Genomic DNA, 22,596 nt, shown 5'->3' with positions numbered 1-22,596 from the left:
GTGACATCACCCCCCTTGAGGAATACCCCTAGGGGGTATACGGTTTCTGTCATCGACAGGAACCGCTACCGGACTTTGGGGCTCTCATGCGGCACGAAGGTCACATCCAGCACGGTATGCACGCGGGACACGGCGAGCACACGATCCACGCTCACCATGAGCAGCACCACGACGCGCGGGCCCACCAGGAGCACGGCACCGGCAAGGCCACCTGGTCCATGGCCGCGAAGGCCACCCTCCACTGCCTCACCGGGTGCGCCATCGGCGAGGTACTCGGGATGGTCATCGGCACCGCGCTGGGCTGGGCCGACCTCCCCACCATGGTGCTGGCCATCGTCCTGGCCTTCTTCTTCGGTTACGCGTTCACCCTGCGCGGCATCCTGAAGGCCGGCGTCGACTTCCGGACCGCCTTCCGCGTCGCCCTCGCCGCCGACACGCTCTCGATCGCCGTCATGGAGCTGATCGACAACGGTGTCCTCGCCCTGTGGCCGGGCGCGATGGACGCGCACCTGACGGACGCGTTCTTCTGGGGCGTACTCGCCTTCGCCCTGTTCGCCGCGTTCATCATCACCACCCCCGTCAACAAGTGGATGATCGGTCGCGGCAAGGGGCACGCGGTGGTCCACCAGTACCATTGACACCCGCGGCGATACCTCCAGGGGGTACTACAACTCCGGGCCGTCCCCCGGCTCCTCCTGGTACGAGTACCGCTGCTCCCGCCACGGGTCGCCGATGTTGTGATATCCGCGCTCCTCCCAGAAGCCGCGGCGATCGGCGGTCATGTACTCCACGCCCCGGACCCACTTGGGCCCCTTCCAGGCGTACAGATGCGGCACGATCAGCCGCAACGGGAAGCCGTGCTCGGCGGTGAGCAGCTCACCGTCCTTGTGAGTGGCGAAAATCGTGCGCTCCGAGGCGAAGTCGGAGAGCCGCATATTGGCGCTGAAGCCGTACTCGGCCCACACCATCACATGCGTGACGCGGGCGGCCGGCGGCGCGAGTTCCAGGATCGTACGGGCGGGGACGCCGCCCCATTCGGCCCCCACCATGCTGAACTTCGTCACGCAGTGCAGATCGGCCACGACCGTGGAGAACGGCAGCGCGGAGAGCTCCTCGTGGGTCCAGCACCGCTTGTCGCCGTCCGCCGTGGCGCCGAAGACGCGGAATTCCCAGCGGTCCGGCTTGAACTTGGGGACGGGGCCGTAATGGGTGACCGGCCAGCCTCGCTGCAGCCGCTGCCCCGGCGGAAGCTCGGACTCTCCTGCTGCCCGGTGTTCCCCGCTCCCTGGCTGACCCATGTCTCAATGGTGACAGACCGGGAGGGGTGGTTACGACCAGGGATGAGGCCGATTCGGACAACTCCGACTAAGCCTGCACTTACTGGACGGCCTCCTCCAGCGGTGCGAGGATGCGCGGCATCTGCCTCTTTCACACGCGCGGAAGGAGACCTCTGCGATGCAGGGCGACACCGAGGTCATCGAGTTCCTCAACGAGCAGCTGACCGCCGAGCTGACGGCGATCAACCAGTACTTCCTGCACGCCAAGATGCAGGAGAACTTCGGGTGGACGAAGCTGGCCAAGTACACCCGTGCGGAGTCGTTCGACGAGATGAAGCACGCCGAGGTCCTGACGGACCGGATCCTCTACCTGGACGGGCTGCCGAACTACCAGCGGCTCTTCCACGTCCGCGTCGGCCAGACGGTCACGGAGATGTTCCAGGCGGACCGGCAGGTCGAGGTGGAGGCCATCGACCGCCTCCGGCGCGGCATCGAGGTCATGCGCAACAAGGGCGACATCACGTCGGCGAACATCTTCGAGTCGATCCTGGCGGACGAGGAGCACCACATCGACTACCTCGACACCCAGCTCGCCCTGATCGACAAGCTCGGAGAGGCGCTGTACATCGCCCAGCTGATCGAGCCGGACAGCTAGAAGAGCCGGGCGGGATCCGCTAGGCCGCTTCGGACAGCCGCTCGACGGCGTCCGCCCCCTCGGCGAGGTTCGCGGCGAGCGCGGGCCTGCCCTGGTCCAGCATGTCGCGCCGCGGGCAGCCGCCCCGGCCGAGAATCCCCTGGATGCGGCGTACGCACGAACCGCAGTCGGTGCCGGCCTTGGTGGCCGACGCGATCTGGCGGGGCGTGCAGGCACCGGCGTCCGCGTGTTCCTTGACCTGCTTCTCGGTGATACCGAAGCACGAGCAGACGTACACGCGGGTCACCTCCCTGCGGGGATCGGCGGGATCGAAGGGTCGCAGCCACCCCGTTGATCGGTGAGGCTAACCTAACCTTACCCATAGCGCGGGAAGCGCGAAAGCCCGGAAAACGGCGATGGGGCGCGGATCACATGGATCCGCGCCCCACCCGCACGTCAAGGCCTGTTCAAGCCACATTCACAGTCGAGCCGAGCTCACTGGTCCCGGTACATCTCGGCGACCAGGAAGGCCAGGTCCAGCGACTGGCTGCGGTTGAGCCGCGGGTCGCAGGCCGTCTCGTACCGCTGGTGCAGGTCGTCGACGAAGATCTCGTCGCCGCCGCCCACGCACTCGGTGACGTCGTCACCGGTCAGCTCCACATGGATGCCGCCCGGGTGCGTACCGAGCTCCTTGTGGACCTCGAAGAAGCCCTTGACCTCGTCCAGCACGTCGTCGAAACGGCGCGTCTTGTGGCCGGAGGCCGCCTCGAAGGTGTTGCCGTGCATCGGGTCGGTCACCCACGCCACCGTCGCACCGGACGCCGTGACCTTCTCGACCAGCTCGGGGAGCTTGTCGCGGACCTTGTCGGCGCCCATGCGGACGATGAAGGTCAGCCGGCCCGGCTCCCGGTCCGGGTCGAGGCGGTCGACGTAGGTCAGCGCCTCGTCGACCGTCGTGGTCGGGCCGAGCTTGATGCCGATCGGGTTGCGGATGCGCGACGCGAACTCGATGTGCGCGCCGTCCAGCTGGCGGGTGCGCTCACCGATCCAGACCATGTGGCCCGACGTGTCGTAGAGCTGCCCGGTCCGGGAGTCGACGCGGGTGAGGGCCGACTCGTAGTCGAGCAGCAGCGCCTCGTGCGAGGCGTAGAACTCGACCGTGCGGAACTCCGCCGGGTCCGTGCCGCACGCCTTCATGAAGTTGAGGGCGTTGTCGATCTCGCGCGCCAGCTGCTCGTAGCGCTGACCCGACGGCGACGACTTCACGAAGTCCTGGTTCCAGGCGTGCACCTGGCGCAGGTCGGCGTAGCCGCCGGTGGTGAAGGCGCGCACCAGGTTCAGCGTCGAGGCGGACGCCTGGTACATGCGCTTCAGCCGCTGCGGGTCCGGGATGCGGGCCTCTTCGGTGAAGTCGAAGCCGTTGACGGAGTCGCCGCGGTAGGTCGGCAGGGTCACGCCGTCGCGCGTCTCGGTCGGCTTGGAGCGCGGCTTGGAGTACTGGCCGGCGATCCGTCCCACCTTCACGACGGGTACGGACGCGGCGTACGTCAGGACGGCGCCCATCTGGAGCAGCGTCTTGAGCTTGTTGCGGATGTGGTCGGCCGACACGGCGTCGAAGGCCTCGGCGCAGTCGCCACCCTGGAGCAGGAACGCCTCGCCCCTGGCGACGGCTCCCATCCGGGCGCGCAGCTGATCGCACTCGCCTGCGAAGACGAGCGGCGGATACGACTCGAGGTCCGCGATCACATCGCGCAGAGCCTCGGCATCCGGGTACTCGGGCTGCTGCGCCGCGGGCAGGTCTCGCCAGGTGTTGCCACCGACAGCGGTGGTCTTAGCGTTCACGGTCACCTGCACAACCTTACGGGGTCTGCCCGGGCGTCCATCTGTGAGCTCACCTGATGAGACAAGGGATCATCGGGTAAGGTGCGACCCATGTACACGCACACGACCCGCACCTGGTGGTGGACCGCTCGTCCGGCGGCCCACTGACTGCGCGTACACCGACACACGCGAAGGCCGCCCGAGGGGCGGCCTTCTCCCGTTTCACGGGCCGTTCCTCTCCACCTGGACCATCCACCTGGAAGGAACACCCCATGGACCTCACCCGGCTGCTCGACGAGTCCTGTCCGCCCTTCGCCCTGCTGCGCCGCCGTACGCCCGGCCGTGACCACGACACCGTCGAGGTGCTGATCGGCGCGGTGCGGGAGGCGCCCCGTCTCGCCGACGTCCCCCTCGGGGAGCGGCCGTCCCTCGCACTGGTGCCGTTCCGGCAGCTCGCGGAGCGCGGCTTCGACGTACGCGACGACGGCACGCCGCTGTCCGTGCTGGTGGCCGACGAGGCGTACGAGATGCCGCTGGCCGAGGCGCTGGAGCGGCTCCCCGCGCACGACGTGACGGTGGAGGGCGGGGCCTTCGACGTGTCCGACGAGGAGTACGCCGGCACCGTGCGCCGGGTCGTCGAGGAGGAGATCGGGCGCGGCGAGGGGGCGAACTTCGTCATCCGGCGCACCTACCGGGGGCGGATCCCCGGGTTCGGGCGGCGGGACGCGCTGGCGCTGTTCCGCCGGCTGCTGGCGCAGGAGCGGGGCGCGTACTGGACCTTCGTGGTGCACACCGGGGAGCGGACCCTCGTGGGCGCCAGCCCCGAGGCGCATGTGCGGATGTCGGGGGGAACGGTCGTGATGAACCCGATCAGCGGCACCTACCGCTATCCGGCCGGGGGGCCCGACACGGAGGATCTGCTGCGCTTCCTCGGCGACCGCAAGGAGACCGACGAGCTGTCGATGGTCGTGGACGAGGAACTCAAGATGATGTGCACGATCGGCGACATGGGCGGGGTGGTGGTCGGCCCCCGGCTCAAGGAGATGGCGCACCTCGCGCACACCGAGTACGAGTTGCGGGGCCGTTCCTCCCTGGACGTACGGGACGTGCTGCGCGAGACGATGTTCGCGGCGACGGTCACCGGGTCGCCGGTCAAGAACGCCTGCCGGGTCATCCGGCGCCATGAGAGCGGCGGCCGCGGTTACTACGCGGGCGCGCTGGCGCTCCTCGGTACGGACGCGGGCGGCGCGCAGACGATGGACTCGCCGATCCTGATCCGCACCGCGGACATCGCGGCCGACGGCGAGCTGCGCGTCCCGGTGGGCGCCACGCTGGTGCGGCACTCCGACCCGGTGAGCGAGGTCGCCGAGACGCACGCCAAGGCGGCGGGGGTGCTGTCGGCGCTGGGCGTCGTCCCGCCACGACCGCGGGAGCGGGCGGAGGGACGTCCGGGGCCGGCGGGCGGGCGGTCCGCGCGGCCCCGGCCGGCGGACGATCCGCGGGTGCGGGCGGCGCTGGACGGGCGCCGCGCGAACCTGGCGCCGTTCTGGCTGCGGATGCAGCACCGGTCGGCCGATCTGGCGGGGCACGCGCTGGTGGTGGACGCGGAGGACACGTTCACGGCGATGCTCGCGCATCTGCTGCGGTCCTCCGGGCTGGACGTCACGGTCCGCGGGTTCGACGAGCCGGGCCTGCGGGAGGCGGCGCTCGCGCACGAGGGCCTGGTGGTGCTGGGCCCCGGCCCCGGCGACCCGGGGGATCCCGCCGACCCCAAGATGGTGTTCCTGCGGTCGCTCACCGCGGGTCTCGTACGGGGCCATCGGCACGGTCTGCTCGGGGTGTGTCTCGGGCATGAGCTGATCGCCGCCGAGCTGGGGATGGACATCGTGCGCAAGCGGGTGCCGTTCCAGGGTGCCCAGGCGCGGATCGACCTGTTCGGCACGGAGGAGACGGTCGGCTACTACAGCAGCTTCACGGCCCGGTGCGACGGGGGGACGGCCGCCCGGCTGGCGGCCGAGCGCGGCGTCGAGGTGAGCCGCGATCCCGCGACGGACGAGGTCCACGCGCTGCGCGGTCCGGGCCTGGCGGGCGTGCAGTTCCATCCGGAGTCGGTGCTGACGCTGCGCGGGGCGTCCGTCGTACGGGAGCTGGTGCGGGGGGTGGACCTCAGCCGGCGATGAGGTCGTCCGGCGGCGGGACCAGCACGTTCTCGCTGCGGCGGCCCGCCACGTAGTCGTCGATGTTCCGCACCGTCGTCGCGATGATCTGCGTCACCGCGTCGACGGTGTAGTACGCCTGGTGGGAGGTGACCACGACGTTCGGGAAGGTCACCAGCCGGGCCAGGGTGTCGTCATCGACGGCCTCCAGGGACTTGTCCAGGAAGAACAGCCCGGCCTCCGCCTCGTACACGTCCAGCCCCACGCCGGTGAAACGCCCGGCGCGCAACTCGGTGACCAGCGCCTCGGTGTCGACCAGGCCGCCGCGGCTGGAGTTCACCAGGATGGCGTCGTCCTTCATCGCCTTGAGGGCGGCGGCGTCGACCAGGTGCCGGGTCCCGGGGAGGAGCGGCACGTGGAGGCTGATGACGTCGGACGCGGCGAAGAGCTCCTCCTTGCCGACGTACCTCATGCCGAGCTCCTCGCAGGCCGGGTTGGGGGCGAGGTCCCAGCCGAGGAGGTTCATACCGAAGCCGTGGGCGATCCGGGTGAACGCCTCGCCGATCCTGCCGGTGCCGAGCACGCCGGCCGTGCGCCCGCGCAGGTCGCGGCCGAGCAGCCCGTCGAGGCGGAAGTCGAAGTCGCGGGTGCGGTTGGAGGCGCGGACGACGCGGCGGTTGACGGCCATCGCGAGCGTCCAGGCGAATTCGGCGACGGAGTAGGGCGAGTACGACGAGACGCGGGCGACGGTCAGGCCGAGCCGCTGGGCGGCGGTGAGGTCGATGTTGTTGAAGCCGGTGGACCGCTGGGCGATCATCCGCGTCCCGCCGGCCGCGAGGGCGCGCAGCACACGGCCGTCCAGGTCGGCGTTGACGCTGGTCGAAATGGCCTCGTGTCCGGCGGCGATGGGGGCGGTGTCCTCGGTGAGGAAGACGTCCACGCAGCGCAGGTCGTGGCGTCCTTCGAACGCCGCCTCCATCAGTGGGCGTTCGTCGGTCTGTACGCCGAATGCCAGGATGTCCACGCCTTCTCCCGGGGAGAGCTGGGGGCCGTCGCGCCGATCGCACCGGACAGGGCGGAAATACCGCCTATCCGGACTCTACGACCCATAGCGGGACCCCGCGCCGTCAGCCGAAGAAGACGCCGACCTCCTCGTACAGCTTCGGGTCGACCGTCTTGAGGCGGGCGGTCGCCTCACGGATCGGTACGCGGACGATGTCCGTGCCGCGCAGGGAGACCATCTTCCCGAAGTCGCCGTCACGGACGGCGTCGATGGCGTGCAGCCCGAACCGGGTGGCCAGCCAGCGGTCGAAGGCGCTCGGTGTGCCGCCGCGCTGGACGTGGCCGAGCACCGTGGTCCGGGCCTCCTTGCCGGTGCGCCTCTCCACCTCCTTGGCCAGCCACTCGCCGACCCCGGAGAGCCGGACGTGGCCGAAGGAGTCCGTCGTCCCGTCCTTGAGCACCATGTCGCCGCCCTTGGGCATGGCACCCTCGGCGACGACGACGATGGGCGCGTACGACGCCTTGAAGCGGGAGGCGACCCAGGCGCAGACCTGTTCGACGTCGAAGCGCTGCTCGGGGATGAGGATGACGTTGGCGCCCCCGGCCAGGCCCGAGTGGAGGGCGATCCAGCCGGCGTGACGGCCCATCACCTCCACGACGAGGACCCGCATATGGGACTCGGCGGTGGTGTGGAGGCGGTCGATGGCCTCGGTGGCGATGGAGACGGCGGTGTCGAAGCCGAAGGTGTAGTCGGTGGCGGACAGGTCGTTGTCGATGGTCTTGGGCACGCCGACGCACGGCACGCCGTACTCGTCGGTCAGGCGCGCGGCGACGCCGAGGGTGTCCTCGCCGCCGATCGCGATCAGCGCCTCCACCTCCAGCTCGGCGAGGTTGTCCTTGATGCGGCCAACGCCCTGGGGCGCGGTGAGGGGGTTGGTGCGCGAGGAGCCGAGGATGGTGCCGCCCCGCGGCAGGATGCCGCGCACGGCGGGGATGTCGAGCCGTACGGTGTCGCCCTCCAGGGGACCGCGCCAGCCGTCCCGGAAGCCGGTGAAGTCGTAGCCGTACTCCTGGACACCCTTGCGGACGATGCCGCGGATGACCGCGTTGAGGCCGGGGCAGTCCCCGCCCCCGGTCAGTACTCCGACCCGCATGGATCGTTCCCTTCGTCGTCACGGAAGACGCACGGAGCCCCGCAGGGACCCGGCCCTGCAGGACCACGCTAGAGGTGACCGGCGTCACTCCGGGACGGTACGAAAGGTGAATTCCTGGCGGGCGTAGGAGAGTTACGCCCTCTCCCGTCAGGCGTCGTCGAGGCCGCGTTCTATCGCGTACCGCACGAGCTCGACCCGGTTGTGCAGCTGGAGCTTGCCGAGCGTGTTCTGCACGTGGTTCTGGACGGTGCGGTGCGAGATCACCAGACGCTCGGCGATCTGCTTGTAGCTCAGGCCCTTGGCGACCAGCCGCAGCACCTCCGTCTCCCGCTCGGTGAGCCGGGGGGCCTTGGACTCGTCCGCCCCCGCGCCGGACGCCGGCTCACCGGCGAGCCGGCGGTACTCGCCCAGGACCAGGCCGGCCAGGCCGGGTGTGAAGACCGGGTCGCCTACGGCGGTGCGGCGCACGGCGTCGATCAGCTCCGCCGTGCTGGCCGACTTCAGCAGATAGCCGGTCGCGCCGGACTTCACCGCCTCCAGTACGTCGGCGTGCTCACCGCTCGCCGACAGCACCAGCACGCGCAGCGCCGGGTCGGCGGCGACGAGCTCCTTGCAGACCCGCACGCCGGGCTTGGCGGGCAGGTTCAGGTCGAGGACCAGGACGTCGGGCGCGGCGGCCTGCGCGCGGCGTACCGCCTGCTCGCCGTCGCCCGCGGTGGCGACCACGTCGAAACCGGCCTCGGACAGGTCGCGGGCGACCGCGTCCCGCCACATCGGGTGGTCGTCGACCACCATCACCCTGATCCGCTGCTGCTCGCTCATCGTCCTGCCTTCCCCCGTGCGGCCCTTGCCTTCGGGACCTTCAACTCGACTTCCGTGCCCTGGCCCGGGACCGAGATCAGGTCGGCCGAGCCGCCCAGATCCCGGAGCCTGCCGCGGATGGAGAGGGCCACCCCCATGCGCCCCTCGCCCTCCGCCTGCGCGAGCCGCCCGTCCGGGATGCCCGGCCCGTCGTCCCGCACCGTGACGATCACCTCGTCCGGCCAGTCCTCGACCAGGATCCACGCCCGGGCGTCCTCACCCGCGTGCCTGCCGACATTGTCCAGGGCGGCACCGACAGCCGCCGCCAGTTCCCTCGCGGCGGCGGGCGGCAGCAGCACCGGAGCACCCGGTTCCGAGAACGTGACCCGGGATCCGGCGTACGGGGCGAGCAGGGTGCGCAGATCGGCCGGGTCGTCTCCGTCCGGCTCGTCCGGCTCCTCCACCACCCGGACGACGGCGCCCTGCGACTCGTCCTCCGAGACGTGCGAGGTACGGGTCAGACCGCCGGCGACCAGGGTGCGCAGCGCGACTTCCTGCTCCCCCGCCATCCTGCCGAGCTCGGCCGCCTCGCCGCCCAGGGCCGTGCCCCGGCGCTGCACCATCGCCAGCACCTGGAGAACCGAGTCGTGGATGTCGCGGGCCAGCCGCTCCCGCTCGCGCGTGGCCGCCTCGATCTCCAGCGCCCGGGCGAGGGTGCGCTCTGAGGCGCGGGCGACCTCCACCACGTAACCGATGGCGATGGAGGCCACCCACACCAGCAGCACGTTGTGCAGGGTGTCCCGGCTGGGGTCGCCGCGCTCGACGATGTTGGCGATCGCCACCAGGGACGAGGCGAACGCGGCCCAGCGCCAGCCGCCCTTGATGGCGTACGCGAGGACCGAGCCGGCCGTCCAGATCGTCGGCAGCGTCGACCCGTCGTGCGTCTGGGCGTCCGCGTCGGCCAGCGGCGTCAGCAGGATGCCGGTGAGGGCGAGGGTGAGGTCGGCGACCAGGAAGCGCCTGGTGCAGTGGGCGGCGCCCGCCACCTTGGGGAGGGTGGTCAGCGTCCAGAGGGACATCACGGCCAGGAACGCGACGGCCACCCAGGGGCGCTCGAACTTGTCCCGGGTGAAGACGAAGAGGAGCACCGCGTACACCATGGTCAGGACGCGGTAGGCGGTCAGCGCCCGCCACAGCGGCTGCTCGACGGACATGCGGACGACACGCTCGCGCTTGGCCAACTTCCCCACCCCCGGACGGACGACGCGGTCAGGCGGTGCCGGACTGACCCCGCTTGGCGGCTTCCCGGGCCGCCTCCTTGGCGGCTTCCTTGGCGGCCTTCTCGGCGTCGGCGATCCGGCGCTTCGCGGCTGTGGCGTAGACGTCGACGTACTCCTGGCCGGACAGCTTCATGATCTCGTACATCACCTCGTCGGTGACGGAGCGCAGGATGAAGCGGTCGCCGTCCATGCCCTGGTAACGGCTGAAGTCCAGCGGCTTGCCGATCCGGATTCCGGGGCGCATCAGCTTCGGGACGACCTTGCCGGGCGGCTGGATCTTCTCGGTGTCGATCATGGCGACCGGGATCACCGGCGCCCCCGTGGCCAGCGCCACGCGCGCGAGGCCACCCGGCTTGCCCCGGTAGAGCCGGCCGTCCGGCGAGCGGGTGCCCTCCGGGTAGATACCGAACAGCTCCCCGCGCTCGATGACGTCGATACCGCTCTTGATGGCCGCCTCGCCCGCCCCCCGGGCACCCGAACGGTCCACCGGCAGCTGACCGACGCCCTTGAAGAACGCCGCGGTGAGCCTGCCCTTCACCCCGGGCGAGGTGAAGTACTCGGCCTTGGCGATGAAGGTCACCTTGCGGTCCAGCACCGCCGGCAGGAAGAAGGAGTCCGAGAAGGAGAGGTGGTTGCTCGCGAGGATCGCCGGCCCCTCGGCGGGAATGTTCTCGAGGCCCTCCACCCAGGGTCTGAAGGCGAGCTTCAGTGCCCCTCCGATGGAGAACTTCATTGCGCCGTAGATCACGTCCGAGTGCCTCTCCTGTGTTCCGTCGATCAGACCATAACCCGCGCGGGGCACGGCCCCTCTCCCGCGGGCCGCCCGGTGGGCGACGGCTCTGGTCGGTGTCAGCCCGGTCGCGTACGGTGAAGTACACCTTCCCGAGACCCTCCGATTCCCCGAATCGATTCCCGAACAGGAGACCCCCGTGCCGGTCCTCCCCGGAGCCGAGCCGTACCGCCACGAGGGCGGCGAGGTCGGCGTGCTGCTCTGTCACGGCTTCACCGGTTCGCCGCAGTCGCTGCGGCCCTGGGCCGAGTATCTCGCCGAGCGCGGCCTGACGGTATCGCTGCCGCTGCTGCCCGGGCACGGCACCCGGTGGCAGGACATGCAGGTGACCGGCTGGCAGGACTGGTACGCGGAGGTGGACCGGGAGCTGCGGGCCCTGCTGGCGCGGTGCGGCCGGGTCTTCGTCTTCGGGCTCTCCATGGGCGGGGCGCTCACCCTGCGGCTGGCCGCCAAGCACGGCGACGCGGTGGCGGGCATCGCGCTGGTGAACCCGGCGAACAAGGTCCACGGGCTCGCCGCGCACGCGCTGCCGGTCATCCGCCACCTGGTCCCCTCGCAGCCGGGAATCGCGAGCGACATCGCCAAGGAGGGCGTGACGGAGATCGGGTACGACCGGGTGCCGCTGCACGCCGCCCACTCGGTGCGGCAGTTCTTCCGGATCGTGGACGGCGAGCTGCCGCAGGTCACGCAGCCGGTCCTGCTGATGCGCAGCCCGCGGGACCACGTGGTGCCGCCCGCCGACTCGGCCCGCGTCCTGAGCCGGATCTCCTCGGTGGACGTCACGGAGATCCTGCTGGAACAGAGCTACCACGTGGCGACGTTGGACCACGACGCGGGGCGGATCTTCGAGGAGAGTTACGCGTTCATCGGCCGGCTCGCTCCGAGCGTCGTCGAGAAGGGGAGCACCACCGGTGGCTGAGCAGCACGACTCGGACAAGCGGGACGAGCAGCCGTTCGACGAGGAGGCGGCCTGGGCGGCGATCGTCGCCGGGTACGGCGAGGAGCCGGCGGACCCTCCGGGAGCCAAGCCGTTCAAGCCGATCGAGGACCTGGCGCTGCTGGAGGACGACCTCAACGACGACCCGGAGGACGGCAGACGCGCCGGCCCCGGGGACGCGGACCGGCCGCTGGGCAGCTCGGTCGTCTTCGCTCCCGGCGTCGGCGGGGGGCCGCGCGACTACGAGGTGGCCGAGGCGAAGGACGACGACCTCGACGCCGCGGACGAGGGCCACTTCGTCCCGCCGGAGCCGCCGCCGCTGCCGGAGGCGGACACGACCGCCAAGTTCGCCTGGCTGGGGGTCGTCGGCGGGCCGGTGCTGATGCTGGTCGCCGTGCTGCTCCAGTGGGACATGACCTGGTGGCTCACCACGCTGTGCGTGGGCGGTTTCGTGGGCGGTTTCCTCACGCTGGTGGCGCGCATGCGCCACGGCGACGACGAGGAGGACGACGACCCGGGCCGCGGGGCGGTCGTCTAGCGGGCTCGGTCGGCCGGAACCCGTCAGGTCGCCGGATCCCGTTCGGGCACCGGTGCCCCTCAGGTCGCCGGCACCCGCAGCGCGGCCAGGACCGGGAGGTGGTCCGTGGCCGCGCGGAGGTCGGCGTCGGTGACGCCCGGCAGCCCGTGAGGGACGCCGCAGCCCAGCACCTCGATCTCCTTCGTCGCGAAGACCGCGTCGATCCGCTGGTGCGGATCGCCGGGGGTCGAGGTGTACTCGCCGCCCCGGGGCCGCACCGCCCAGCAGTCCTGCAGTTCCGCCGCCAGACGGCGGAACGAGCGCCCACCGGGCCGTTCGTTGATGTCGCCCGCCGCGACCGCGTGCGGCGCGTCCAGGGCGGCCAGCCGGTCCAGGACCATCCCGGCCTGGGCGTACCGCTCCTCCTCCCGCAGGCTCAGATGGCAGCTGAGCACCCCCAGGCGGGCGCGCCCGATCCGTACCACCGCCGTCGCGAAGCCCCGCCGGTGCAGGCCCGGCGTCAGCGGCAGCAGGACGTCCTCGGTGCGCTCGACCGTCGCCCGCAGCGAACTCAGCAGCAGCGGCCCCGACGCGGTCGCCCCGCCGCTCACCACCACCAGGTCGCTCTTCGCCGCGAGGCGCGCGGCGTGCTTGCGCCAGCGGAAGAACCGGGGCGCCTCCTGGACGAGGACGAGGTCGGGCGCGCAGGCGCGGATCACGCGGGCCAGCGCGTCCTCGTCGTCACGCATCGACCGGATGTTGTAGCTGAGCACCCGGATCACGGCCGAACCGTCCGGTTCGGTGCGGGAGTTGGGCAGTTCGGTGATCGACATGGCAGCAACATACGACGGTGCCCGCCCCGTCCTCGTGAAGGACGCGGCGGGCACCGTCACACGTACGCGTGGTCAGCCCTGGCGGGCCAGGTCCGCCGCGCCGACCAGCCCGGCCTTGCCGCCCAGCTGGGCCGCGAGCACCTGGGCGTGGGGGCGGTACTGCCCGCCCACCAGCCAGCGGCGGAACGACTTGCGGATCGGGCCGAGGACCAGCTCGCCCTCGTCCGAGACGCCGCCGCCCACGATGAACGCCGAGGGGTCGAACAGCGAGGCCAGGTCGGCCAGGCCCGCACCGGCCCAGCGGGCCAGCTCGCGGAAGGAGTCGACGGCCACCGGGCAGCCCTGGCGGGCGGCGTCGCTGATGTGCTTGCCCTCGATGCCCTCGGGGGTGCCGTCGCCGAGGCCCAGCAGGATGGTGGCGTTCTCCGGCGTCGCGTTGGCGCGCTGCTTGGCGTACCGCACGAGGGCGCGCCCGGAGGCGTACTGCTCCCAGCAGCCCTGGCTGCCGCAGCCGCACAGCAGGCCGTCGGGCACCACCCGGATGTGGCCGAACTCGGCGGCCACGCCGAACCGGCCGCGGCGCAGCTTGTTGCCGATGATGATGCCGCCGCCGAGCCCCGTGCCCAGGGTGATGCAGATGACGTCGTCGTGGCCCTGGCCGGCGCCGAAGCGGTACTCGCCCCAGGCCGCGGCGTTCGCGTCGTTCTCCACGACCACCGGGAGGCCGACGCGCTGTTCGACCTTGTCCTTCAGCGGCTCGTGCCGCCAGTCGATGTTCGGCGCGAACAGGACGGTGGCGCGCTTGTCGTCGACGTAGCCGGCGGCTCCGATGCCGACCGCCTCGATCTCATGGCCCTTGCCGGCCTCGGCGACAGCGGCGCAGATCGCGTCGACGATGCCGTCGGCGGTCGGCGGGGTGGGCACCTTGTGGATGTCGAGGATCGTGCCCTCTTCGTCGACCACTCCGGCCGCGATCTTCGTGCCGCCGATGTCGACGCCGATGGTGAGTCCCATGTGTCCCTCAGATTTCGGTCGAGCCCCGCTACGGCCAACCGTACCCGAGGGCGGGCACGGAGCCGTCAGTCCAGGTCGATGTGCTCGCTCGCGTCAGGGCCGCCGTCGTTGTCGTCGCCGGCGCCGCCGGTGGCCTTCTTCTTGTCGCTCTTCCCCTCACCCCGGGTCCAGCGGCGCTCCTGGCCCTCGACGGCGGAGCGGTACGCGGCGAGGAGCTCGCTGCCCGCGGCGGCGAGGTGGTCGAAGACCTCGGGGTTGCGCTCGATGACCGGCTCGACGGCGTTCCTGGCCTGGTCGACGAGGTTGCGCACGGTGTCCTGGGCGCCCGCGCCGAGCAGCGGGCCGCGCAGCGAGGCGACCTTGTCGGCGACGGCGTCGACCAGCTTGCGCAGCTCGTCGGCGGCGGCGCCGGGCGGCGGGCCGCTCCGGCCGCGGCGGCGGGCCCGCTCGGCCTCCAGGTCCTCGGCGCAGGCCTTCGCCCAGGCGTCGGCGTCGGGATGCTGGGTGGCATCGCTCATGGCGTACTCCTGCGACTACGGCTTGTACGGCTACGGCTTGTACGGCCGGATACGGCTTCAACGGATACGGCGGCTGCCGCTGACGCGGCTCGGTACTCCCGACGTTACCGCGTGCGGGGCCACAAATCCGGGTCGGGTGCGAACCGCACGCTCAGCACGCCGTCCGCGAGGCCCGCTCCCGAGACGGTGCAGCGGCGCAGTACGGAGGGCAGAGGAACGATGCGCCGGAACGGCCCGACGGTGAGGACGAGTTCGTCGCCGCGGCGGACCAGGCCGAGGTGCGGCTTGGTGGCGCCGGGCAGCGGGATGCACCAGACCAGGACGCCCTCGGGGTCACGGCGGTCCTCGACGGTCCACTCCGGCGCGGCGCCCGCAGTGGCCGCGGGCGGCTCCAGCCGGGCCAGGTCGCCGGCGGACCGCGGGGCCCGCCCCAGGTGTGGCAGCTCGTGCGCCTCGCCCAGCGCCTTCAGGTGGGCCTGCTGCTGGGCGGAGAGGGCGGACAGCCAGGGGTCCGGGGAGGCGGTGGGCAGCAGCCGGTTGGCGACGACCGGGTCGACGGCGACGCGGTGCAGGGCGAGCCCCGCGCGGGCGGTGCGCAGCGCGTCGGCGGTGTCCGGGCCGGGCTCGGCGACCAGCCGGACGGTGGTCGTCGGCGCCTCGATCAGGTCCTGGACGGCGGCCAGTTCGGCGTCCCGGCGGGCGGCGGTCTCGTACAGCCACTCCGCGGGCATCGGTACGCCGGCGAGCTGGGCGAGCATCGGCCGCAGCGCGCGGGCGGCCTGCCGCTCGGGCGGCAGGACGCGGCGCAGATAGCGGCGCAGCTGTGCGGGCAGGGCGAGGACGGCGATGGCGTCGTGGACGGGAGGCATGTCGACGACGAGGAGGTCCCAGTCGCCGGCGGCGGCGTCCCGCAGGGCGCTCAGCAGCGCGAACCGGTCGCTGCCGGGAAGTTCGGTGAGCTCCTCGTCCGCGAAGGGCGTGGCGCCGAGGAGCCCGAGGGCGGGGGCGGCGCGCTCCTGGAAGGCGAGAATCTCGGCGCGGAAGTGGGCGCCGGAGTCGACATGACGGACGACGGGGCCTTCGTCGCCCTCGAACCAGCCGTCGGGCACCCGGTCACCGGTGAGGAACAGGACCCGCTGCCCCTGCCGGGCACCGCCGAGGGCGGTCGCGGCGGCGACCGTGGTACGGCCGGCGCCGCCGGGGCCGGTGACGAGGATGGTTCGCATGGTGACCCACGCTACCGGTCGGGCCTTCCGGCCCGGCTCCGGGCGGTCAGTGGGTGGATTCGACGCGCTTCTTGAGGCCGGCCAGGGCGCGGTCGATGATGACCTTCTCCGCCTTGCGCTTGATCATGCCTAGCATCGGGATCTTGACGTCGACCGTCAGCCGGTACGTCACCTCGGTGCGGGCCCCGCCGTCCAGCGGGGCCAGGCGGTAGGAGCCGTCGAGCGCGCGGAGCATCTGGGACTTGACCAGGGTCCAGCTGACCTCGTTGTCCCCGGTCCACGTGTACGCGAGGGTGTGGTCGTCCTTGATCGCGCCCGCGTCGAGCAGCAGGCGGACCTGCTCGGCACGGCCGGCGGCGTCCCTCGACAGGACCTCGGCCTCCTTCACCTCGCCCGTCCACTCGGGGTAGCGGGCGAAGTCGGCGATCACGCCCATGACGTCGGCCGGCGCCGCCTCGATCGTGATGCTCGAGCTGGTGTGTTCGGCCATGGCCTGGGCTCCTCCGGTTGCGGTGCCGACGGGTGAGTCTCCTGAGGGGGGAAGGTTATCGCGTGGGCGACCCTCACCATTCCAGGGCCCATGGCCTTCCGGTCGACGCGAAATGGCCGACGTTCACGCACTCCGTGGCCCCGACTCGCATCCGCCGTACCAGCGGCTGGTGAACATGCCCGAACAGGGCGTAGCGGGGGCGCGTGCGGTGGATCGCGGCGAGCAGCGCGCGGCTGCCGCGTTCGAAGCGGCGGGCCACCGTGTCGTACGTCAGCTCCGGGACCTCCGGCGGGATGTGCGAGCAGAGCACGTCGACCTCGCCGAGCGCCTCGACCTTCGCCGCGTACTCCTCGTCGGAGATCTCGTAGGGCGTGCGCATCGGGGTGCGCAGCCCGCCGCCGACGAAGCCGAACACCCGGCCGCCGAGCTCGACGCGCTGACCGTCCAGCACGGTGGTGCCGGGGCCCGCGTACTCGGGCCAGAGTTCCGGCATGTCGACGTTGCCGTACGTGGCGTACGTCGGGGTCGGGAAGGCGGCGAACAGCGCGGCGTACTGCTTGCGCACCGCCGCCTCGATGGCGGTCGCGCGGTCGGTGTCCAGCCCGGCCCACAGCCGCCGGCCCAGCTCGCGGGCCTCGTCGAAGCGGCGGGCGGTGCGCAGCTCGACGATCAGGTCGGCGTTCCCGACGCCGAAGAGCTCGGGGAAGATGCCGCGTGAATGGTCGTGGTAGTCGAGGAAGAGCACCAGGTCGCCGAGGCATATCAGGGCATCGGCCCCGTCGCCCGCCCTGGCCAGGTCCTCGGCGTTCCCGTGTACGTCACTGACCACATGCACTCGCATGGGCACCCACCTTATGCGAGCCCCCGGACCGTCCCCATACGGCCGGACCTGCGGTTACTTTCGAGTCGTCACGACTGTGGACTACTGTGCGCGAAGCACCCCCAAACACGTGTGACGCAGCGAACATCTCGCCAGGGCCCCTATCGGGAATCGAGTACTGGTGGGTAACGTCCGGGCAGTCCAGTCGTGCTCACCCCCACTGAGCACCTGCCCGACCTTGGACCGCAACCGGTGCATCACACAGAGCCGTGGCGCCGGCGCCCGATGAGGAGCAGCAGTCTTGCGCGAGTTCAGCCTTCCGGCCCTGTACGAGGTCCCCACGGACGGCAACCTGACGGATCTCATCCGCCGCAATGCCGCGCAGCACCCGGATGTGGCCGTCATGGCCCGCAAGGTGGCCGGCGTCTGGACGGACGTGACCGCCACCCGGTTCCTCGCGGAGGTGCGCGCCGCCGCCAAGGGGCTCATCGCCCAGGGCGTCCGGCCCGGCGACCGGGTCGGACTGATCTCCCGCACCCGTTACGAGTGGGTGCAGATGGACTTCGCCATCTGGAGCGCGGGCGCGGTGACCGTACCGGTGTACGAGACCAGCTCCCCGGAGCAGGTGCAGTGGATCCTGGGCGACTCGGGCGCGGTCGCGGTGGTCGTGGAGGGCGACGCCCACGCCGCAGCCGTCGAGTCCGTACGCGACCGGCTGCCGGAGCTGCGGCACGTCTGGCAGATCGACAAGGGCGGCATCGAGGAGCTCGTCCGGGTCGGCGCGGACGTCACGGAGGAGACCGTCGACGAGCGCAGCGCCAGCGCCAAGGCCGACGACATCGCCACCATCGTCTACACCTCGGGCACCACCGGCCGCCCCAAGGGCTGTGTGCTGACCCACCGCAACTTCTTCGCCGAGTGCGGCAACGTCGTCGAGCGCCTCAAGCCCCTCTTCCGTACGGGCGAGTGCTCCGTCCTGCTCTTCCTGCCCGCCGCGCACGTCTTCGGCAGGCTGGTCGAGGTTGCCTCGGTCCTCGCGCCCATCCGCCTCGGCTGCGTCCCCGACATCAAAAACCTCACCGACGAACTGGCCTCCTTCCGGCCGACCCTGATCCTCGGTGTGCCGCGCGTCTTCGAGAAGGTCTACAACTCGGCCCGCGCGAAGGCGCAGGCGGACGGCAAGGGGAAGATCTTCGACAAGGCCGCGAACACGGCCATCGCCTACAGCCGGGCGCTGTCCACGCCGCAGGGCGCGTCGCTCGGCCTGAGGCTGAAGCACTTCGTCTTCGACAAGCTGGTCTACAGCAAGCTGCGCGCGGTGCTGGGCGGACGCGGTGAGTTCGCCATCTCCGGTGGGGCGCCGCTGGGTGAGCGGCTCGGGCACTTCTTCCGCGGCATCGGCTTCACGGTGCTGGAGGGGTACGGCCTGACGGAGTCGTGCGCGGCGACCGCGTTCAACCCGTGGGACCGGCAGAAGATCGGCACCGTCGGGCAGCCGCTGCCCGGGTCGGTGGTGCGGATCGCCGATGACGGCGAGGTGCTGCTGCACGGCGAGCACGTCTTCACGGGGTACTGGAACAACGAGGCGGCGACCGCCGACGCGCTCGCCGACGGCTGGTTCCACACCGGTGACATCGGCACGCTGGACGAGGACGGCTACCTGGCCATCACGGGCCGGAAGAAGGAGATCCTGGTCACCGCGGGCGGCAAGAACGTCGCCCCGGCGGTGATCGAGGACCGCATCCGAGGGCACGCGCTCGTCGCCGAGTGCATGGTCGTCGGCGACGGCCGGCCGTTCGTGGGCGCGCTGATCACCCTCGATGAGGAGTTCCTGGGCCGCTGGGCCGCGGAGCACGGCAAGCCGGCCGGGTCGACGGCGGCGGCGCTGCGCGACGACCCGGAGCTGCTGGCGGAGGTGCAGCGGGCCGTGGACGACGGCAACGCGGCGGTGTCCAAGGCGGAGTCGGTGCGGAAGTTCCGGATCCTGAACGCGCAGTTCACGGAGGAGGCGGGTCACATCACGCCGTCGCTGAAGCTGAAGCGGAACGTGGTGGCGAAGGACTTCGCGGACGAGATCGAGGCGATTTACGGGGCGTAGGGCGGGTGGGCGGTGACTTTTCCCCCCCCCGCCCCTTCCCGAACCGGGGGCTGCGCCCCCGGAACCCTGAGGTGAGGGCTGCCCGCCCCCACCCCCCAGGGCGGCAGCTTCGCGCCGCGACGCCTCGCTGACCGGAGCTCCGGGGGCCCGCACGCTCGGCGAGCGGCCACAGGGGCGAACAGCTTCCGCCGCGACACCCCCGAAGACCGGAGCCACCAGGGGCGACAAGGACGTCACGCCGGGCAACGGCGGCCTCACGCTGCGGCAGAGCGGCCGCGCGAACCGGGCCCCCACCCGGACGGCTTCCCGCCAAGCCCCCCGGCGGCCCCGAGCCCCCCGGGGTGACAGAGGGTTGCCCCCACGCCTTCCCGCCGCGAAACCCCCGAAGACCGGAGCCACCAGGGGCGACAAGGACGTCACGCCGGGCAACGGCAAACTCGCACCTCGACGGATCGGGACGCGCGAACGAGCTCCGGGTCCCCGATCCGCACCCGGCGTGCGGCACCGGGGTGGGGCCGTGCGGGGTCGTCCCCGCAGCGGGTCGGCGGCGCAGGCAGGGCACTCGGTACGCAGGGCCCGAAGGCCGCCGGCCCCGTGGGCGTGCCCCCACTGGGGGAAGAGTCGAGCCCCGAGGGCCCCGCCCCCCACCCACCGGCAGGCGCCGGCCCGCACCCCGAGGAAGGGGCAACGAACCGCTCTCGGCGGCACCCCGCACGAAGCGCCCCGCCCCCGCAGGCGCCCCGTCAGAGCAGGGTCTTGAGCTCCTCCGCCAGGAGGTCCCAGCGCCACTTCTCCTCGACCCAGGCGCGGCCCCGTTCGCCCATCCTGCGGCGGAGTTCCGGGTCCTCCAGAAGCGTCACGACGCGGTCCGCGGAGTCCGAGGGGGAGGAGCCGCGGACCACCCAGCCCGTCTCGCCGTCCAGGACGGCGTCCGGCGCGCCGCCCGAGTCGCCGGCGACGACCGGGAGGCCGGTCGCCGAGGCTTCCAGGTAGACGATGCCGAGGCCCTCGACGTCCAGACCGCCGCGGCGGGTGCGGCAGGGCATGGCGAAGACGTCGCCGGCGCCGTAGTGGGCCGGGAGCTCCTCCCACGGCACCGCTCCGGTGAAGCGCACCGATCCGGCCACGCCGGTCTCGGCGGCGAGGCGGCGGAGGTCCTTCTCGTAGGGGCCGCCGCCGACGATCAGCAGGACCGCGTCCGGCACGCGCGCCAGGATCGCGGGCATGGCCCTGATCAGCGTGTCCTGACCCTTGCGCGGGACCAGGCGGGAGACGCAGACGACGACGGGCCGGTCGGCCAGGCCGAGCCGTTCACGGACGGCGTCACCGCCGGAGCCGGGGTGGAACGTTTTCTCATCGACGCCGGGCGGCAGCTGCGCCATCCGCCCGGCCGCCTCGGGCGTCAGCGCCGCCGCGATGCGGGAACGCGTGTATTCGCCGAGGTAGGTGATGGTGTCCGTACCCTCGCCGATCCGTCGCAGCAGCTGCCGGGAGCCGGGGAGCTGGGCCCACCCGGCCTCGTGGCCGTGCGTGGTGGCGACCAGGCGCCTGGCGCCCGCCCGGCGCAGCGCCGGGGCCATCAGGCCGAGGGGGGCCGCCGCCCCGAACCACACCGACTCGCAGCCGTGCTCGCGCAGCAGCGCGACCGCGCGGGCGGTGACGCGCGGGGTGGGCAGCAGCATCGTCGTACGGTCGCGGACAACCCGGAACGGCTGTTCCGCGTCGAACAAGGCGGTCGCCTCGGCGCCCTCACGCCCCCGCTTCCACGTGGAGGCGTATACGACAATCTGCTCGGGATCGAGTCTGAGCGCCATGTTGTGCAGGAACGCCTGAATCCCACCGGGTCTGGGCGGAAAGTCGTTGGTTACGATCAAGGTCTTGTGCATCGCTGCCGACAGTACCGAACGGCCCCGCTCCACCGCTCGACCCCCGATCACCCCCACCCCCGGACGAGGTAGAGGTAGGCATGAAGGGCCCCATCTCCATATGGCTCCTGACCAGGGTCCTTCTTCTGCTCTTCGTGTTCAGGGTGCTCGTCCTCCCCGGCCCGGACATCACCACGGACATCTCGCAGATCTACCAGGGGTGGTACGAGGTGCTGCGGACCGGCACCTATCCGCTGGACGACGTGACGTGGCAGTACCCGCCGGCCGCCGCCCTCGCCGTCCTCTCCCCCGGTCTGCTGCCCTTCCTGGGGTACACGTCCGCCTTCTTCGTCCTCGCCTTCCTCTGTGACGCCGCCGTGTTCGGGCTGCTGCTGTACGCGGGACGGCGCCCCGGCAAGTGCCTGTCCGGCGCCTGGGTGTGGGTGGCGGGTGTCGCGCTGCTCGGGCCCACCGCGTACGCCCGTTACGACGTGATGGTCACCGCCGTCGCCGTCGCCGCGCTGCTCGCCGGTGTCCGGCACCCGCGGGCGCTCGGCGCGCTGGCCGGTTTCGGCGCGATGCTGAAGGTCTGGCCGGTGCTGCTGCTCGCGGGCACGCGCCGCGGCCGGGTCACGCTGCGGTCGTGGACCACCGCCGCGGGCACGGCGGCGGGCCTGCTCCTGCTGTGCACGACGGCGATGCCCGGAGCGCTGGCGTTCCTGACGTTCCAGCGGGACCGGGGCACCGAGGTGGAGTCGCTGGGCGGACTGGTGTTCCACGTCGCGCGGCACTTCGGCTGGGAGGGGCGGGCCACGCTCAACTACGGGTCGGTGGAGTTCCTCGGGCCGTACGTCCCGGTCGTCTCCGGCGCGGCGCTCGCGCTGTCCGTGGCGGCCTTCGGCTGGCTACTGGTATGGCGGGTGCGGGCGCGTGAGTTCTCCACGACGACGCTGTGCGACGCGGCGTTCGTGGCGGTGCTGCTCTTCACCACGACGAGCCGGGTGATCAGCCCCCAGTACATGCTGTGGCTGGTCGGCCTGGCGGCGGTCTGCCTGGTCTTCCGCGGGAGCCGGATGCGCCGGGCGGCCCGGCTGGTGCTGGCGGCGACCGGTGTGACGCTGCTGGAGTTCCCGATCTGGTTCTCGCACGTGGCGGACAGCGACCCGCTGGGCCTCGCGCTGCTGGTCGTACGCAACGGGCTCCTCGTCGCCGCCACGCTCACCGCCTGCCGGGTGCTGTGGCTCCAGACCGTCACCGAGCCCCGCCTGCGCGAGCGGGGCAGGATCCCGGCTCAGGCCACCACCCGGGACCAGGCCGTCCTCACCTCCTGAGCCGGAGCCGGAGAAGGGGTGGCCGACGGTGG

23 protein-coding genes are annotated in these 22,596 nt (G+C 71.8%); 8 read left to right on the top strand and 15 right to left on the bottom strand.

Features of this window, described 5'->3' with window-relative positions:
• The first annotated feature begins 116 nt into the window (after positions 1 to 116).
• Positions 117 to 638, top strand: coding sequence for a DUF4396 domain-containing protein (locus ABZZ38_RS08905; RefSeq protein ID WP_356737237.1), 522 nt, complete (start codon positions 117 to 119; stop codon positions 636 to 638).
• Between the two features lie 27 nt (positions 639 to 665).
• Here ABZZ38_RS08905 and ABZZ38_RS08900 read toward each other — a convergent pair whose 3' ends face one another.
• Complete coding sequence (locus tag ABZZ38_RS08900; RefSeq protein ID WP_356737235.1) at positions 666 to 1,298, bottom strand: sulfite oxidase-like oxidoreductase; 633 nt, start codon at positions 1,296 to 1,298, stop codon at positions 666 to 668.
• A gap of 157 nt (positions 1,299 to 1,455) precedes the next feature.
• Here ABZZ38_RS08900 and bfr point away from each other — a divergent pair, with 157 nt between their 5' ends.
• Entirely contained in the window at positions 1,456 to 1,932 is a 477-nt protein-coding gene (gene bfr / locus ABZZ38_RS08895) for a bacterioferritin (RefSeq protein ID WP_356737233.1), read from the top strand.
• Positions 1,933 to 1,951: 19 nt separating this feature from the next.
• Here the strand turns inward: bfr and ABZZ38_RS08890 are convergent, their stop codons facing one another.
• Complete coding sequence (locus ABZZ38_RS08890; RefSeq protein ID WP_356737231.1) at positions 1,952 to 2,218, bottom strand: (2Fe-2S)-binding protein; 267 nt, start codon at positions 2,216 to 2,218, stop codon at positions 1,952 to 1,954.
• Positions 2,219 to 2,406: 188 nt separating this feature from the next.
• Positions 2,407 to 3,753: a class II 3-deoxy-7-phosphoheptulonate synthase gene (locus ABZZ38_RS08885; RefSeq protein WP_356737301.1), complete on the bottom strand. Its 1,347-nt coding sequence runs from the start codon at positions 3,751 to 3,753 to the stop codon at positions 2,407 to 2,409.
• 90 nt (positions 3,754 to 3,843) lie between these two features.
• Here ABZZ38_RS08885 and ABZZ38_RS08880 point away from each other — a divergent pair, with 90 nt between their 5' ends.
• On the top strand, positions 3,844 to 3,900 hold the full coding sequence (locus ABZZ38_RS08880) for a trp operon leader peptide (RefSeq protein ID WP_356737299.1): 57 nt from the start codon (positions 3,844 to 3,846) through the stop codon (positions 3,898 to 3,900).
• Between the two features lie 104 nt (positions 3,901 to 4,004).
• Entirely contained in the window at positions 4,005 to 5,912 is a 1,908-nt protein-coding gene (locus tag ABZZ38_RS08875) for an anthranilate synthase family protein (RefSeq protein WP_356737229.1), read from the top strand.
• On the opposite strand, the gene ABZZ38_RS08870 is transcribed toward ABZZ38_RS08875, so the two are convergent.
• From ABZZ38_RS08870 to ABZZ38_RS08850, 5 genes are all read right to left on the bottom strand, one after another.
• Positions 5,899 to 6,912, bottom strand: a complete 1,014-nt coding sequence (locus tag ABZZ38_RS08870) for a 2-hydroxyacid dehydrogenase (protein WP_356737227.1) — start codon at positions 6,910 to 6,912, stop codon at positions 5,899 to 5,901. The genes ABZZ38_RS08875 and ABZZ38_RS08870 overlap by 14 nt on opposite strands.
• Before the next feature lie 103 nt (positions 6,913 to 7,015).
• On the bottom strand, positions 7,016 to 8,044 hold the full coding sequence (locus tag ABZZ38_RS08865; protein ID WP_356737225.1) for a 6-phosphofructokinase: 1,029 nt from the start codon (positions 8,042 to 8,044) through the stop codon (positions 7,016 to 7,018).
• A gap of 147 nt (positions 8,045 to 8,191) precedes the next feature.
• A complete protein-coding gene (locus ABZZ38_RS08860; RefSeq protein ID WP_356737223.1) occupies positions 8,192 to 8,866 on the bottom strand; it encodes a response regulator transcription factor in 675 nt (224 codons plus the stop codon).
• Positions 8,863 to 10,086 (bottom strand): DUF5931 domain-containing protein, encoded by a 1,224-nt coding sequence (locus tag ABZZ38_RS08855; protein WP_356737221.1) that lies wholly within the window; start codon positions 10,084 to 10,086, stop codon positions 8,863 to 8,865. The genes ABZZ38_RS08860 and ABZZ38_RS08855 overlap by 4 nt, the downstream gene beginning before the upstream one ends.
• Before the next feature lie 28 nt (positions 10,087 to 10,114).
• Complete coding sequence (locus ABZZ38_RS08850; RefSeq protein WP_356737297.1) at positions 10,115 to 10,858, bottom strand: lysophospholipid acyltransferase family protein; 744 nt, start codon at positions 10,856 to 10,858, stop codon at positions 10,115 to 10,117.
• A 196-nt stretch (positions 10,859 to 11,054) separates the two neighbouring features.
• Between ABZZ38_RS08850 and ABZZ38_RS08845 the strand changes: the two genes are divergently transcribed.
• Entirely contained in the window at positions 11,055 to 11,834 is a 780-nt protein-coding gene (locus ABZZ38_RS08845) for an alpha/beta fold hydrolase (protein ID WP_356737219.1), read from the top strand.
• Positions 11,827 to 12,390 carry a hypothetical protein gene (locus ABZZ38_RS08840; RefSeq protein ID WP_356737217.1) on the top strand — a complete coding sequence of 188 codons (564 nt, stop codon included), beginning with the start codon at positions 11,827 to 11,829 and terminating at the stop codon, positions 12,388 to 12,390. Before ABZZ38_RS08845 ends, ABZZ38_RS08840 begins: the two co-directional genes overlap by 8 nt.
• Positions 12,391 to 12,449: 59 nt before the next feature.
• On the opposite strand, the gene ABZZ38_RS08835 is transcribed toward ABZZ38_RS08840, so the two are convergent.
• The 6 genes from ABZZ38_RS08835 to ABZZ38_RS08810 all read right to left on the bottom strand — a co-directional run bounded on the left by ABZZ38_RS08835 (position 12,450) and on the right by ABZZ38_RS08810 (position 17,279).
• Positions 12,450 to 13,202: an endonuclease/exonuclease/phosphatase family protein gene (locus ABZZ38_RS08835; protein WP_356737215.1), complete on the bottom strand. Its 753-nt coding sequence runs from the start codon at positions 13,200 to 13,202 to the stop codon at positions 12,450 to 12,452.
• Positions 13,203 to 13,274: 72 nt separating this feature from the next.
• Positions 13,275 to 14,216, bottom strand: a complete 942-nt coding sequence (locus ABZZ38_RS08830) for an ROK family glucokinase (RefSeq protein WP_356737213.1) — start codon at positions 14,214 to 14,216, stop codon at positions 13,275 to 13,277.
• A gap of 65 nt (positions 14,217 to 14,281) precedes the next feature.
• Positions 14,282 to 14,734: a DUF5304 domain-containing protein gene (locus tag ABZZ38_RS08825; RefSeq protein ID WP_356737211.1), complete on the bottom strand. Its 453-nt coding sequence runs from the start codon at positions 14,732 to 14,734 to the stop codon at positions 14,282 to 14,284.
• A gap of 104 nt (positions 14,735 to 14,838) precedes the next feature.
• A complete protein-coding gene (locus ABZZ38_RS08820; RefSeq protein ID WP_356737209.1) occupies positions 14,839 to 15,960 on the bottom strand; it encodes an ArsA-related P-loop ATPase in 1,122 nt (373 codons plus the stop codon).
• 46 nt (positions 15,961 to 16,006) lie between these two features.
• Complete coding sequence (locus ABZZ38_RS08815) at positions 16,007 to 16,450, bottom strand: SRPBCC family protein (protein ID WP_356737207.1); 444 nt, start codon at positions 16,448 to 16,450, stop codon at positions 16,007 to 16,009.
• Between the two features lie 73 nt (positions 16,451 to 16,523).
• A complete protein-coding gene (locus ABZZ38_RS08810) occupies positions 16,524 to 17,279 on the bottom strand; it encodes a metallophosphoesterase (protein WP_356737295.1) in 756 nt (251 codons plus the stop codon).
• 292 nt (positions 17,280 to 17,571) lie between these two features.
• On the opposite strand from ABZZ38_RS08810, the gene ABZZ38_RS08805 reads away from it, so the two are divergent.
• Complete coding sequence (locus ABZZ38_RS08805; protein WP_356737205.1) at positions 17,572 to 19,368, top strand: AMP-binding protein; 1,797 nt, start codon at positions 17,572 to 17,574, stop codon at positions 19,366 to 19,368.
• Between the two features lie 743 nt (positions 19,369 to 20,111).
• On the opposite strand, the gene ABZZ38_RS08800 is transcribed toward ABZZ38_RS08805, so the two are convergent.
• A complete protein-coding gene (locus tag ABZZ38_RS08800) occupies positions 20,112 to 21,254 on the bottom strand; it encodes a glycosyltransferase family 4 protein (RefSeq protein WP_356737203.1) in 1,143 nt (380 codons plus the stop codon).
• Positions 21,255 to 21,334: 80 nt separating this feature from the next.
• Between ABZZ38_RS08800 and ABZZ38_RS08795 the strand changes: the two genes are divergently transcribed.
• Positions 21,335 to 22,564 (top strand): glycosyltransferase family 87 protein, encoded by a 1,230-nt coding sequence (locus tag ABZZ38_RS08795; RefSeq protein ID WP_356737201.1) that lies wholly within the window; start codon positions 21,335 to 21,337, stop codon positions 22,562 to 22,564.
• The last annotated feature ends 32 nt before the right edge of the window (positions 22,565 to 22,596 follow it).

The organism is Streptomyces sp. NPDC006368, from assembly GCF_040612535.1.
In the GTDB taxonomy this organism is placed as follows: Bacteria; Actinomycetota; Actinomycetes; order Streptomycetales; family Streptomycetaceae; genus Streptomyces.
Note: the sequence above shows the minus strand (reverse complement) of the source record. Positions and strands in the feature narration are given on the sequence as shown.